The organism is Glaciihabitans tibetensis (assembly GCF_003003265.1).
Taxonomy (GTDB): Bacteria; Actinomycetota; Actinomycetes; order Actinomycetales; family Microbacteriaceae; genus Glaciihabitans; species Glaciihabitans tibetensis.
The window spans coordinates 177328-189353 of the sequence record NZ_PVTL01000001.1; the positions used below are offsets into that span (position 1 = coordinate 177328).

Here is a 12026-nt window from a genome sequence, read left to right on the forward strand (position 1 = left end):
GTTATACCTCCGGGCGGGCGGAAGGAAGGTCGTCGGCCGTGGATCCCACGAGCACGGCGAGCGACGCGGCGACCGAGTGATCGGGTTCCACCTCGGGTTCGACGTGGGCCCGCAGCACGATCAACGACTTGCTCTCGACGGTGACTGCCGATCCTGCCGTGCGCGGCTCAGAATCCGCACTGACACCAGCGGTGTCGACGACAACTTCCCAGACGGGCGAATATTCCTCGATGGGGAGAACGAAGTCAACGGACTCGTCGTGCGCGTTGAACAACACAATGAAGTGACGATCGATGATGCGCTCACCGCGCGGGTCGCGTCCGCCGATGCCCTCACCGTTCAGGAAAACGCCGATGGCGCGGCCGAAGCCGGAGCCCCAGTCCTCCGGAGCCATCGCGCTGCCGTCGGGCTGCAGCCACACGATGTCCGGCAGTGGTTCGCCTTCGGAGCGGCGTACGGGGCGCCCGTCGAAGAACCGGCTGCGTCGGAAGGTCGGGTGTTCCTTGCGGAGTCGGGCGAGGGCCGCCGTGAACTCGATCAACGGGCCATCCGCATGGTCCCAATGCACCCAGCTGATCTCGGAGTCCTGCGCGTACGTGTTGTTGTTGCCCAGTTGGGTTCGCCCGAGCTCGTCGCCGTGCAGGATCATCGGCACACCCTGTGACAGCAGCATGGTGGCAAGGAAGTTGCGCTGCTGACGCGCGCGGAGGATCAGCACCGCCGGGTCGTCCGTCGGGCCCTCGACGCCGAAGTTGTACGAACGGTTGTGCGATTCGCCGTCGTTGTTGCCCTCGCCGTTGGCGTCGTTGTGCTTCTCGTTATATGACACGAGGTCGGCAATCGTGAAGCCGTCGTGGGCCGTGACGAAGTTGATGGATGCCGCGGGGCGACGTCCCGAGTGCTCGTACAGGTCCGCGGACCCGGTGATGCGGGAGGCAAACTCACCGAGGGTCGACGGCTCACCGCGCCAGAAGTCGCGCACGGTGTCGCGGTACTTCCCGTTCCACTCGGTCCACTGCGGGGGAAAGTTGCCGACCTGGTAGCCGCCGGGCCCGATGTCCCACGGTTCAGCGATGAGCTTCACCTGCGAGACCACCGGGTCCTGCTGCACCAGCTCGAAGAACGTGGACAACTTGTCCACGTCGTAGAACTCGCGGGCCAGGGTGGAGGCGAGGTCGAAGCGGAAACCGTCGACGTGCATCTCGGTCACCCAGTAGCGCAGGGAGTCCATAATCAGCTGGAGCGAGTGCGGGTGTCCCACATTGAGTGAGTTGCCCGTTCCCGTGTAGTCCATGTAGAACTGCTTCTCGTCGTCCATCAGGCGGTAGTAAGCAGAGTTGTCGATGCCGCGGAACGACAGCGTGGGGCCGAGGTGGTTTCCCTCCGCGGTGTGGTTGTAGACCACGTCGAGGATGACCTCGATGCCGGCGGTGTGCAGCGCGCGCACCATCGCTTTGAATTCCTGCACCTGCTGGCCGAGCTGGCCGCCCGAGGCGTAGTGATTGTGGGGCGCGAAGAAGCCGATGGTGTTGTAACCCCAGTAGTTCGACAGGCCCTGGTCCTGCAGGGTGCTGTCGTTGACGAACTGGTGCACCGGCATCAGCTCGATGGCGGTGACGCCCAGCTTCTGCAAGTGTTCGATGATCAGCGGGTGCGCGATCGCGCTGTAGGTGCCCCGGATCTCCTCGGGGATGCCCGGATGCAGCTGGGTCAGACCCTTCACGTGCGCCTCGTAGATCACGCTCTCGGCGTAGGGAATCCGCGGCAGGCGGTCGCCGGCCCAGTCGAAGAACGGGTTGACGACAACGCCCAGCATCATGTGCGAGGCGGAGTCCTCGTCGTTGCGCGAGTCGGGGTCACCGAAGTTGTACGAGAAGAGCGACTGGTCCCAGTCGATTTCGCCCGCGGTTGCCTTGGCGTAGGGATCGAGAAGAAGCTTGTTCGCGTTGTTGCGGGTTCCCTTGGCCGGGTCGTACTCGCCGTGAACGCGGTAGCCGTAGCGTTGGCCCGGCTGAATCTGGGGGAGGTAGGCGTGCCAGACGTAGGCGTCGACCTCGATGATCTCGACTCGGGTCTCAACGCCGTCGTCGTCGAACAAACACAGTTCTACACGCTCTGCTGCTTCACTGAAGATTGCGAAGTTGGTGCCGTTTCCATCGAATGTCGCGCCCAAGGGGTACGCGGATCCTGGCCAGGTGTGCATGGGGTCCTTTCATTGACCGTGGTTCCACCGTACCGTGACCTCCCTGAGGGCGAAGCGAGCGCCCTAGGGTGGCTTCATGAACACGGTCGTGGCAAAGAGATACGTCGCACTCCTGCGAGGTATCAACGTGGGTGGTGCTAAACGTATCGCGATGGCCGACCTGCGTGCGGTATTCGAATCGCTCGGGTTTGTCAGGGTGCGGACCCTCCTGCAGAGCGGAAACGTTGTGTTCGACGTGCCCGAAAACGCGGGTCACGACGTGGACGAGGCGTTCGTGCGCACCCTCGAAACCACCCTCGAAACCACCCTCGAATCTGCCATCGAATCGGCCACGGGAGTGCACTCCAGCACGATCGTGTTCTCGGCCGCGAGATTCCGGCACATAGTGCGAGACAACCCCTTCGCGGATGCCGCAGATCCCTCCCGCATGCTCATCACTTTCTGCGGGTCGCCGCCGGAGAGGCCGGAGAGGATTGCGCAAGCACGCCCCACCGACGAGGAGCTTGCGCCGGAAAAGATCGTGGTCGGCACGGACGCGATCTACCAGTGGCTCCCTGATGGCGTGCTCAAAACCAAACTTCCTGCGAAGTACACCGAGCGAGTGGCCCCGCGATGCACCGCACGCAACCTGCGTACGGTTGGCAAGATCTTGCAGCTGCTTGAGGAGTGACGCGTAGCCTGAATCTATGACCTCGACACCCACCCCTGCCCTCGCGCCAGCACCGATCGTCGACAACCCCGAGCCGTGGGTCTCGAGACAGATCATCCAATATGTGGAGACGGATGGCGCGAAGCCGGTGTTTCGCGGCGGCGCACCTCTGCTACTCCTTACTACCCGCGGGCGAAGCTCGGGGCAGTGGCGCCGTACCTGCCTCATCTATGGGCCAGACGCGGGACGGTTCATCGTCGTCGCGTCGCTGGGCGGGGCTCCGAAACATCCCGTCTGGTACCTCAACCTCCGGGCGCACGACCGAGTCTGGGTGCAGGTCGGCGCGGAGACCTTTTGGGTCGTGGCACGGGACGCCACAGCGGAGGAGAAGCCGGCGCTGTGGGACAAGATGGTCGCGATCTACTCGGACTACGCCAACTACCAGAAGAAGACCGACCGGGAGATCCCCGTCGTGATCCTTGAGCGCGAGCAGTAGCGCGCGCGGAAACTACTGCAGGCGCGGCACGACCTCGCGGGCCAGGAAGTCAAGGTGGTCCAGGTCGGACAGGTCCATGATCTGAAAGTAAACGCGGCTGATTCCGAGGTCAGCCATCTCGCCAATGCGGTCCACGACCTCATCTGTGGTTCCGGCGAAACCCCCCGAACGCAGCGACGCGAGGTCCTGGCCGATGGCACCGGCGCGGCGCGCGGCCTCTGGCTCGGTCGCCCCGGCGGCGGTGGTGCCGGCGATCGAGAGGATCAGGTCGGACGGATCACGATCGATGGCCGCACAGGCCTCGCGCACCCGTTCAAGGCGAGCCGGAATCTCCGGCGCATCCCCCACGAATCCGGCGTTGTATTCTGTGGCGAAGCGCGCGGCCAGCGCCGGGGTCTTTCGGGGCCCGCCGCCGCCGACGATGATCGGCACGGTCGACTGTGTGGGCTTCGGCAGCGCAGGGGAGTTGGCTAGCTGGTAGTGCTCGCCCGCGAACGAGTAGGTCTCGCCGACCGGTGTGGACCAGAGACCGGTGACAATCTCGAGCTGCTCCTCCAGCAAACCGAAACGCTTGGCGGGGAACGGTATGCCGTAGGCCTCGTGCTCCCGCTGGTACCAGCCGGTGCCCAGGCCCAGCTCAGCTCGCCCACCCGACATCTGGTCGACCTGTGCCACCTGGATGGCGAGAATCCCCGGGTGCCGGTAGGTCACCGACGAAACGAGCGTGCCCAGTTTGATGCGGCTGGTGTCGCGAGCAAGGCCCGCAAGCGACGTCCAGGCGTCGGTCGGCCCTGGCATCCCGTCTCCATCGCCCATCACGAGATAGTGGTCGCTACGGAAGAAGGCATCGAAACCGAGTTGCTCGGTCGCGCGGGCTACCGCAAGGAGATCGTCGTAACTGGCGCCCTGCTGGGGCTCGGTGAAGATGCGAAAGTCCATGCAACCACCATAGACTTGAGGTGAACACGGGAGTCCGGTGAGCCGGGCTGAGAGGAAGCTTCTCCAAGCTTCGACCGTCGAACCTGATCTGGATAATGCCAGCGCAGGGAGGCAATCTCTTATAACCCGTGCCATTTCATTCTGAAAGGCACGTCATGAACACCAGCACCCTTTCCTCTGCACCCCGCACATCGCTGCGCTCACGGTTGTCCGCACGCTGGCGGGTCGTTGACATCGTTGTTGCCAGCGTCATCGGCGTCGCCAGCGGCCTGATCTTCGTCGTGTGGAACGTACTGTCTAACCCGGTGACCGAACCGTTGCGGTTGCTGTTGCCCGGCCTGCAGGCCGTTGGCGGCGGGTTCTGGCTATTTGCCGGCGTGCTCACCGCGCTCATCGTGCGCAAACCGGGCGCGGCCATCTACGGCGAGGTAGTCGCTGCTGCCGTCTCCGCGTTGGTCGGCAACACCTGGGGGTGGTGGACTCTCGTCAGCGGCCTCACCCAGGGCATCGGTGCGGAGATCATCTTCCTCGCATTCCTCTACGCCAACTGGCGCGCGTACGTCGCGGTGCTCGCGGGAGCGGGCGCCGGACTTGCGATGGCGCTGACCGACCTGACCTTCTGGTACCCGGGTTCCGGTGCCCTGTTTGTCAGCGTGTACACCGCTTCCGCCATCGTCGGAGGCGCGCTCATCGCGGGCCTGCTGTCGTGGCTCGCGGCGCGCGGGATCGCCCGCACGGGCGCACTCAACAGATTCGCCTCGGGGCGCGAGAACGCCGCTCGGATCTGAATCGCGTGAGTGCTTCCGGAATATCGCCTGTGCGCGTGCGCGCCCGCGGTTGGGGCTGGCGTCACGCCGGCCGTCAGGCGTGGGCGGTCCGTGCGCTCGATCTCGCAATTGATCCGGGCGAACGGGTATTGCTGCTCGGTGCGTCCGGGGCGGGAAAATCGACACTGATGGCGGCGCTCGCCGGCGTGCTCGGGGGAGACGACGAGGGCGAAGGGGAGGGGGAGCTGCTGCTCGACGGCAGCGCCCCGGCTGATGCCCGCGGCCGCGCGGGCCTGGTGCTCCAGGATCCGGACAGCCAGGTGATCCTGGCGCGGGTGGGAGACGACGTCGCGTTCGGCTGCGAAAACCTCGGCGTTCCCCGGGACGAGATCTGGAGGAGGGTGGTCGAGGCGCTCGAAGCAGTGGGGCTCGACCTGCCCCTCGACCATCCCTCCTCGCGGCTGTCCGGGGGTCAGAAGCAGCGACTCGCCCTCGCCGGAGTCCTCGCCATGCGGCCGGGACTGATTTTGCTCGACGAGCCCACCGCGAATCTGGACCCCGACGGTGTGCGGGAGGTGCGCAACGCGGTCGTCAGGGTCGCCGACGCCACCGGAGCGACCCTGATCGTGGTCGAACACCGGGTGGATGTCTGGCTTCCCCTGGTGGACCGCGTTGTGGTGCTCGCGCCAGCTGGCGGTGTCCTCGCCGAAGGCACTCCCTCGGCGGTGCTCGAGCGACAGGGCGCCGCGCTCGCCGCGAGCGGTGTGTGGGTGCCCGGAGTCCCGCCGACTCGTTCCCTGCGAGTCCGCGAGGAGACAGCCCTCCTGCTACGCGCTGAGTCGTTGGCGATTGGTCGGGGGTCCACCCTGCGCGACGGTATCGACGTGAGTATTGCGGGGGGACGCGCGACGGCGATCACCGGGGCCAATGGCGCGGGCAAGAGCACCCTGGGACTCACTCTCGCCGGCCTCCTCCCGCCCCGGGCTGGCGCCGTTGTCGCGACCGATTCTCTTGCGGCCGGTGCGGGCACCCTCCCGCACCGGTGGAAGTCCCGCGAACTGCTGACCCGGATTGGCACCGTATTCCAGGACCCGGAGCACCAGTTTCTCGCCGGTACGGTTCGCGCAGAGCTCGCGGTGGGGCCGCGGGCGCTGCGGATGGCGCCGGACCTGGTCGACGCGCGAGTCGACGAGTTGCTGGAACGGCTGCGGCTGGCCCCGCTCGCCGAGGCGAATCCGTTCACGCTTTCGGGAGGGGAGAAGCGACGACTAAGCGTGGCGACGGTGCTCGCTACCAGCCCGCGGGTGCTCGTGCTTGACGAACCCACCTTCGGGCAGGACTCCCGCACCTGGGCCGAACTCGTAGCCCTACTCGCGGAGTTGCTCGACGGCGGCAGCGCCGTGGTCGCGATCACCCACGACGCCGAGTTCGTCCAGGCGCTGGCGGACGAAGAGGTGCGGCTGTGACCGACATACTCCTTCCCGTACGGGGAACCCAGGCGATCTACGGGATCAACCCCGTGGCGAAACTCGGCGCCGCTTTTCTCCTGGGCGGCTGTCTCATCCTGTCGATCGACTGGGTCTCCGCGGCCGTCGCGCTGCTGCTGGAGTGTGCGCTGTTCTTGTTCGCCGGACTCTCCGCCCGCACGTTCTGGCTGCGCACACTTCCCGTCTGGCTGGCGGCCCCGCTCACCGCAGCGACGATCGCCCTTTACGGCCAGACCTCGGGCCAGATCTACTTCGAATTCCTGTTCGCGCGGATCAGCGAGGGTTCGCTCGAGCTCGCGCTGGCGACGCTGCTGCGGGTGCTCGCGATCGGGCTGCCCTCGGTCGTGCTATTTCTCACGGTGGACCCCACCGACCTCGCGGATGGCCTCGCTCAGGTGCTGCACCTCCCGGCGCGGTTCGTGCTGGGTGCGCTCGCCGCGCTGCGTCTGGTGGGGCTGTTCCTTGACGATTGGCGCTCACTCGAGCTGGCCCGTCGGGCGCGTGGGGTCGGCGACACCGGCCGGATTCGCCGGACAGCCGGGCAGGCCTTCGCGCTGCTGGTGCTCTCCATCCGCCGCGGCAGCAAGCTTGCAACCGCGATGGAGGCGCGTGCGTTCGGTGCCCCCATCCAGCGCACGTGGGCACGGGAATCTGTGTTCGGCGCACGGGACTGGGTGTTGGTCGCGCTCGGAGGCGCTATCGGCGCGACGGCGATTGTGTGTGCGGTGCTGGCGGGAAGCTGGAACTTCATTGCGGCCTGAATTTCTCTCCCCGGGTGGCGCGTCCTCCCCACTCAATGTGCTCACTCCGCAGCCCCGGGTGCTCATTGACGGCCGCTCGGGCTCGGGCAAAACCGAGTTCGCCGCCCTCCTGGTATCCGCGTGGCCCGGGGCGCAGCTGGTGCGGCTGGATGACCTGTACCCCGGCTGGGACGGACTGGAGGCGGGAAGCGCGATGGTGCATACCCAGGTGTTGCGGGAGCTTCGCTGGCGCCGCTGGGACTGGGCTGCGAATAAACCGGCGGAGTGGCATCCGCTCGACCCCACCCGCCCGATCGTGGTGGAGGGGTGCGGTGCCCTGAGCGTGGAAAACCGCCGGGCCGCGACACTCGGGCTGTGGGTGGAACTGGACGACGCAACGCGCAAAGCCCGTGCTCTCGCCCGGGACGGCCAGGCCTACGCCCCGCACTGGGACGCGTGGGCCGCCCAGGAGGAGGTCTTCCTTGCCCGGGAGCGTCCCCGGGAGAACGCTGATGCGATTATTGATGGGGCGGATGTCTCGGCCGCCGTTACTCCGTGGCTCGCGCGGGTCGCGCTGATACCGACACCCTCCCCGAAGCGGCCCTAGTCCCACCCGAGCGCGTGAAGCTCCTCGTCATCGATGCCGTAGAAGTGGGCGATTTCGTGCACGAGCGTGACGTGGATCTGGTCTTTCAGTTCCTCGACGTCGGCGCTGATGGCGAGGAGCGGTTCGCGATAGAGGATGATTCGGTCCGGCAGCTCGCCGAAGCCGTAGGTGCCGCGCTCGGTGAGGGCGACACCGTCGTAGAGGCCGAGAAGATCGAGAGACCCGTCCTCCGGACGCGCCTCGGTGACAAAGACGATGTTATCGAGGCCGTCGACCATCTCGTCCGGCAGGGCGTCGAGTTCATCGACCACGAGTCGTTCGAAGTCGTCCTCGGTCATCGGGTCCATGCGATCAGCTTCCCATAGGCGTCGCTACGACGTGGATTCGACGAGCGTCTCCTGCAGGAAGCCCAGCCATTCGTAGATCGCTACCGTCATGGGGTCCGCGTCGGAGGGCATGGTGCCGTCGCGTTCCACTGCGAGTCGGGCACCCAGTGTCAGTCTCAGGTCGGTGAGGGTTCGCAGCCACGCGCCGAGTCCCTCGCCATCCAGCTCGACAACTTGCTTGCGATTGCGGGCAGGCCTCGACAGGTCGAGGAGAACCGCGCGTGCGTTGCGAACCTTCGCGTCGGCCAAGTCGGACTCGGTGAAACGCCGAAACTCGGCTGCGTCCTGCTCGGAATCCCGGTACCCAGCGGGCAGGAGGCGATCCAGTGCCGGATCAGCCCCTGGCGCTCCGCGGCGCTCGATGAGGTCGGCCAGTTGACCAACGAGGTCGCTGAGGATGCGGGCTTCCTCTGCGGAAAAGGATGCCGTGCTGGTGCCGGCTGAACTCTGCGCGAAGCCGTTCATCCGTCTTCCTTCTGGAGGCTCGCCGAGAGGCCGTAGCCGTGCAGAGCGACAACGTGGCGTTCCATCTCTTCCCGGCCTCCCGTCGCCACAGTGGCGCGCCCCTCGTGATGCACGAGCAACATCAGACGCGTGGCTTCTTCACGAGCGAACCCGAAGTAGTCCCGAAACACCCACGTCACGTACGACATCAGGTTCACCGGGTCGTCCCACACCAGCGTGACCCACGGCTGGTCGAGGAGCACCGTCGCATTCAGGTCCGTCAGTTCGTCTGTCTGTGCCATGAAACCAGCCTCGCATCAGACTAGGGGCCGGGGAACCGGCAGAACGGATAGGGACAAACTGAAGAGGCCGAAAATGGGACACGTTAAAACAGAAACGGCCCGACCGAAGTCGAGCCGTTTCCAGTGGGGTGAACGACGGGGCTCGAACCCGCGACATCCGGCTCCACAAGCCAGCGCTCTGCCAACTGAGCTACGCCCACCATGCGTTGCCGAGGCAACTAGATCATCTTATTACAGTCTGGAGGCCCACTGTGCAACAACTTCGGCCGAGACGGCCTGAACATCCTCCGAGGTGGGGCCGGGTTCCGCGACAAATACGGCTTTTCGGTAGTACGCGAGCTCGCGAATCGATTCCAAAATATCTGCCAGCGCGCGGTGGCCACCGTTTTTCGCGGGGGAGTTGAAGTACACGCGGGGGAACCAGTGGCGGGCAAGCTCTTTGATCGAGGAGACATCGATGCTGCGGTAGTGAAGGTGGCTGTCGACCCGGGGCATGAACTTGGCGAGGAATGCGCGGTCCGTGCCGATGGTGTTTCCGGCCAGCGGAGCGCTCTGGTGCGCCGGCACGTACTTGAGGATGTACTCGAGGATCTCGTACTCCGCTTCGGCGACCGTGACGCCGTTCGGAATTTCGTTGATTAGGCCGCTCTCGGTGTGCATGTTGCGTACAAAATCGCCCATGTTGTCCCAGGCCGACGCATCCGGCTTGATCACAATGTCGAAGCCCTCGGCCACGGGTTCGAGGTCGTAATTGGTGATGACCACCGCCACCTCCACGAGTTCGTCGATTCCGAGGTCGAGTCCGGTCATTTCACAGTCGATCCAGACCAAAAGGTCCGCAGAAGAAGCCATGGGGAGATTCTACCGGGGCGCGTGTGCGCACCGGCGGCGACGCGACGCCGATGGCGGTTCCTCGGCTTGCCTACACTGGCGGTATGGTCGTCGCTCTTCTCTTGCTCAATGCCGTCTTCAACGTGGTGGTGTGGCCGCAGTTCTACCGCCGCATCAGTTCGGACCCACGGGCGAGAGACTCCTCGGGTAAAGCCACGGCGTTCCTGCGCGTGCACCTCGTGCTCATCGTTATGGCCCTGGTGATCGCCGCGCTATCCGTGCTCGGCGCAATACTCACTCTCATCGGCGTCTGGTAGGAATTAACCATGACGAACAACACACCCCAGCTCGCGCACGGCGACGAGTACATCGTTTTCTATCAGGGTGGGCCCTATGACGGACAGAACGACACCCGCATCAGCACAGACGGAACCTGGGACACCGAGCTGACCGTGCTCGCCGCCGTAGATGGCCACGAGACGCAGCAGGTGTACACCGTCGTCAAGGCGGTCGAGGTGGGCGACAAGGTACAGGTCACCTACAGCTGGGACGCCCCGGAAAGCGACGCGCTGGAAGACCCGAACGAGCGCGGCGAGCTCTAGCCACCAGTTTTCCACGCCGAACGCCCAGGTTTCACTGCCCCCGGGCGCGCGGCCACCGCCCAGCGGGTCACGGAAGTTCCGACGAGAACGGGAATCCCGGGGCCCGCTTTGTGGTTGGCCCTCACGTGAACCTAGATCTCTATACCTCCGCGTTCTGCGACCCGTGCATCATGACGCGGGCAGTCATCGAGGACGTGCGACGGTTGGTTCCCGCCGCTGTGGTTCGAGAGATGGATGTCGCGCGCGACGAGCAATTGGCTCGTGCCGCCCATATCCGCTCCACACCGACAATCATCGTGCGTTCCGACGACGGCGCCGAGGTCTTCCGCGCCGAGGGGATACCGACCGTGAATCAGGTTCTGGTAGCCCTCGCGAAAGCGGTGTGAGCCGCCGGCCGCTGACCAGCGGCGGCGCGTGGCGACGGCGCTCGGTGTGGGTGCCCCTGGTAGGAATCGAACCTACGACAAGCGGATTAGAAGGCCGCTGCTCTATCCACTGAGCTACAGAGGCAGAAGCCCCAGTCTAGAGCGTGCCGCGACCAGGTCGCAGCACGCTCCAGACTGGGCAAACTGGATTCGGTTGGCGTTTACCTAGTGTTCGCTCAGTGTCGGATCGGGGTCGGTGCGCTGGCGCACTGAGCCCGCGTTCACGGGCGGCGCGTAGACGTCATTCGCCACGGTGGATACGTCTTCGCCGTCGTTGCTCGTGCGCTCGTATTCAACGTCGTCGGTGTTGCGCGTTTCGGTCGAGCCTTCGGCGTCGTGATCGCCCGAAGGTGCCTCGTTGTCCGCGATCGTGGCTTCGTAGTCAGCCGTGACCGGCCGCGTGTATGCGCTGGTTGAGAGGGTCTCGGACTCTTCCGCCGCGGCGACGGGCGCTTCGGGAGCAACCGGTGCGGTGGATGCCGCTGCCGGAGCTGCAATGGCCGCAGGAGCGTACGGAGCTTTGGCGGACGCGTCGGAATCAGCAGCTTTATCGCTTGCCTGCTTGGCGGTCCACTGGGCTTGCTTCTCGGCGGCGGCCTTGTCTGCGGCCTCGTCGTCGAAACGCCACTGCTCGAGGTCGAACGCGAACAGCTTGCGCGCTCGCTTCGGCTTGTCCTGCCACTCGAGGAGACGGTTGCGGTAGTCGACGAAAGTCTGTTCGGCCTGGAAGCTGAAGTTTGCGGAATTCTTCTTCATCCCCGCCAGCTCGTGGGCTGCCCAGTCCGCGGCAGCACTCGCGCCATTGACGGGAAGCAGACGCAATCGAATGTCAGCCTCGTTGAGCTGGTTGTCCATGCGCTGCTTCTCTTCGCCCCCGAGCGAACTCCACGAGGTCGCCTTACGGCCGGCGCCGATGATCGCCATCACAGCGGACGCCTTCAGCTCACGATCCTGATGGTCAAGCACGCGCTTGGCTGACGCCCGAGCGATCAATGCCGCGATAATTCCCGCAGCCAAAATCGCGACGAACGGCACAACGGCCGTCGCGATCACCTGCCGACCCTCGGTCGACGTCAGCCAGTCCACAAATTCATTCCACCACTGCATGTGACGCACGATACCTCGGGTGCTCGTTTGGACGGCAAAGC

At 65.3% G+C, this 12026-nt stretch carries 16 protein-coding genes, 2 tRNA genes and 1 riboswitch; of the genes, 9 read left to right on the forward strand and 9 right to left on the reverse strand.

Translation table 11 applies throughout. The annotated features are described in order from the left end of the window. Position 1: 1 nt before the first annotated feature. Positions 2–2203: a glycogen debranching protein GlgX gene (gene glgX, locus B0I08_RS00865; RefSeq protein WP_106208897.1), complete on the reverse strand. Its 2202-nt coding sequence runs from the start codon at positions 2201–2203 to the stop codon at positions 2–4. Positions 2204–2279: 76 nt separating this feature from the next. Between glgX and B0I08_RS00870 the strand changes: the two genes are divergently transcribed. Both B0I08_RS00870 and B0I08_RS00875 read left to right on the forward strand, forming a co-directional pair. Beyond that, on the forward strand, positions 2280–2873 hold the full coding sequence (locus B0I08_RS00870; protein ID WP_106208900.1) for a DUF1697 domain-containing protein: 594 nt from the start codon (positions 2280–2282) through the stop codon (positions 2871–2873). 16 nt (positions 2874–2889) lie between these two features. Next, positions 2890–3348: a nitroreductase family deazaflavin-dependent oxidoreductase gene (locus B0I08_RS00875; protein WP_106208902.1), complete on the forward strand. Its 459-nt coding sequence runs from the start codon at positions 2890–2892 to the stop codon at positions 3346–3348. 12 nt (positions 3349–3360) lie between these two features. Here the strand turns inward: B0I08_RS00875 and B0I08_RS00880 are convergent, their stop codons facing one another. Continuing rightward, a complete protein-coding gene (locus B0I08_RS00880) occupies positions 3361–4287 on the reverse strand; it encodes an LLM class F420-dependent oxidoreductase (protein ID WP_106208904.1) in 927 nt (308 codons plus the stop codon). A gap of 16 nt (positions 4288–4303) precedes the next feature. After that, positions 4304–4414, forward strand: a riboswitch (TPP riboswitch). 28 nt (positions 4415–4442) lie between these two features. Here B0I08_RS00880 and B0I08_RS00885 point away from each other — a divergent pair. Genes B0I08_RS00885 through B0I08_RS00900 form a run of 4 tightly spaced genes read left to right on the forward strand, consistent with a single transcriptional unit; the run spans position 4443 to position 7888 of the window. Then, positions 4443–5075, forward strand: a complete 633-nt coding sequence (locus tag B0I08_RS00885) for an ECF transporter S component (protein ID WP_106208906.1) — start codon at positions 4443–4445, stop codon at positions 5073–5075. A gap of 35 nt (positions 5076–5110) precedes the next feature. Continuing rightward, positions 5111–6520, forward strand: a complete 1410-nt coding sequence (locus B0I08_RS00890) for an ABC transporter ATP-binding protein (protein ID WP_245884425.1) — start codon at positions 5111–5113, stop codon at positions 6518–6520. Next, a complete protein-coding gene (locus B0I08_RS00895; protein ID WP_106208909.1) occupies positions 6517–7302 on the forward strand; it encodes an energy-coupling factor transporter transmembrane component T family protein in 786 nt (261 codons plus the stop codon). The genes B0I08_RS00890 and B0I08_RS00895 overlap by 4 nt, the downstream gene beginning before the upstream one ends. Before the next feature lie 37 nt (positions 7303–7339). Next, positions 7340–7888, forward strand: coding sequence for a nucleoside/nucleotide kinase family protein (locus B0I08_RS00900; RefSeq protein ID WP_106208911.1), 549 nt, complete (start codon positions 7340–7342; stop codon positions 7886–7888). Here the strand turns inward: B0I08_RS00900 and B0I08_RS00905 are convergent. From B0I08_RS00905 to orn, 5 genes are all read right to left on the reverse strand, one after another. Continuing rightward, positions 7885–8235: a metallopeptidase family protein gene (locus B0I08_RS00905; RefSeq protein WP_425432973.1), complete on the reverse strand. Its 351-nt coding sequence runs from the start codon at positions 8233–8235 to the stop codon at positions 7885–7887. The two genes, B0I08_RS00900 and B0I08_RS00905, sit on opposite strands and share 4 nt — an antisense overlap. 24 nt (positions 8236–8259) lie before the next feature. Next, positions 8260–8739 (reverse strand): DUF2017 family protein, encoded by a 480-nt coding sequence (locus B0I08_RS00910; RefSeq protein ID WP_106208913.1) that lies wholly within the window; start codon positions 8737–8739, stop codon positions 8260–8262. Further along, positions 8736–9020, reverse strand: a complete 285-nt coding sequence (gene clpS, locus B0I08_RS00915) for an ATP-dependent Clp protease adapter ClpS (protein ID WP_106208915.1) — start codon at positions 9018–9020, stop codon at positions 8736–8738. The genes B0I08_RS00910 and clpS overlap by 4 nt, the downstream gene beginning before the upstream one ends. A 124-nt stretch (positions 9021–9144) precedes the next feature. Next, a tRNA-His gene (locus tag B0I08_RS00920) sits at positions 9145–9220 on the reverse strand. A 31-nt stretch (positions 9221–9251) separates the two neighbouring features. After that, positions 9252–9872, reverse strand: a complete 621-nt coding sequence (gene orn / locus B0I08_RS00925; protein ID WP_106208917.1) for an oligoribonuclease — start codon at positions 9870–9872, stop codon at positions 9252–9254. Positions 9873–9955: 83 nt separating this feature from the next. Here orn and B0I08_RS00930 point away from each other — a divergent pair, with 83 nt between their 5' ends. The 3 genes from B0I08_RS00930 to B0I08_RS00940 all read left to right on the forward strand — a co-directional run bounded on the left by B0I08_RS00930 (position 9956) and on the right by B0I08_RS00940 (position 10839). After that, positions 9956–10168, forward strand: coding sequence for an SCO4848 family membrane protein (locus B0I08_RS00930; RefSeq protein ID WP_106209941.1), 213 nt, complete (start codon positions 9956–9958; stop codon positions 10166–10168). A 9-nt stretch (positions 10169–10177) separates the two neighbouring features. Next, positions 10178–10453 (forward strand): oligoribonuclease, encoded by a 276-nt coding sequence (locus B0I08_RS00935; RefSeq protein ID WP_106208919.1) that lies wholly within the window; start codon positions 10178–10180, stop codon positions 10451–10453. A 125-nt stretch (positions 10454–10578) separates the two neighbouring features. Beyond that, positions 10579–10839 carry a thioredoxin domain-containing protein gene (locus B0I08_RS00940; protein ID WP_106208921.1) on the forward strand — a complete coding sequence of 87 codons (261 nt, stop codon included), beginning with the start codon at positions 10579–10581 and terminating at the stop codon, positions 10837–10839. Positions 10840–10890: 51 nt separating this feature from the next. On the opposite strand, the gene B0I08_RS00945 is transcribed toward B0I08_RS00940, so the two are convergent. Together B0I08_RS00945 and B0I08_RS00950 are read right to left on the reverse strand one after the other, a co-directional pair. Then, a tRNA-Arg gene (locus B0I08_RS00945) sits at positions 10891–10963 on the reverse strand. An 80-nt stretch (positions 10964–11043) separates the two neighbouring features. Continuing rightward, on the reverse strand, positions 11044–11985 hold the full coding sequence (locus B0I08_RS00950; RefSeq protein ID WP_106208923.1) for a hypothetical protein: 942 nt from the start codon (positions 11983–11985) through the stop codon (positions 11044–11046). Positions 11986–12026 lie beyond the last annotated feature (41 nt).

Coding starts and splice junctions, on each gene's coding strand:
- clpS (WP_106208915.1), bottom strand. CDS start 9,020: ATGGCACAGACAGACGAACTGACGGACCTGAATGCGACGGTGCTCCTC.
- orn (WP_106208917.1), bottom strand. CDS start 9,872: ATGGCTTCTTCTGCGGACCTTTTGGTCTGGATCGACTGTGAAATGACC.
- B0I08_RS00875 (WP_106208902.1), top strand. CDS start 2,890: ATGACCTCGACACCCACCCCTGCCCTCGCGCCAGCACCGATCGTCGAC.
- B0I08_RS00905 (WP_425432973.1), bottom strand. CDS start 8,235: ATGGACCCGATGACCGAGGACGACTTCGAACGACTCGTGGTCGATGAA.
- glgX (WP_106208897.1), bottom strand. CDS start 2,203: ATGCACACCTGGCCAGGATCCGCGTACCCCTTGGGCGCGACATTCGAT.
- B0I08_RS00950 (WP_106208923.1), bottom strand. CDS start 11,985: ATGCAGTGGTGGAATGAATTTGTGGACTGGCTGACGTCGACCGAGGGT.
- B0I08_RS00880 (WP_106208904.1), bottom strand. CDS start 4,287: ATGGACTTTCGCATCTTCACCGAGCCCCAGCAGGGCGCCAGTTACGAC.
- B0I08_RS00870 (WP_106208900.1), top strand. CDS start 2,280: ATGAACACGGTCGTGGCAAAGAGATACGTCGCACTCCTGCGAGGTATC.
- B0I08_RS00910 (WP_106208913.1), bottom strand. CDS start 8,739: ATGAACGGCTTCGCGCAGAGTTCAGCCGGCACCAGCACGGCATCCTTT.
- B0I08_RS00930 (WP_106209941.1), top strand. CDS start 9,956: ATGGTCGTCGCTCTTCTCTTGCTCAATGCCGTCTTCAACGTGGTGGTG.
- B0I08_RS00885 (WP_106208906.1), top strand. CDS start 4,443: ATGAACACCAGCACCCTTTCCTCTGCACCCCGCACATCGCTGCGCTCA.
- B0I08_RS00935 (WP_106208919.1), top strand. CDS start 10,178: ATGACGAACAACACACCCCAGCTCGCGCACGGCGACGAGTACATCGTT.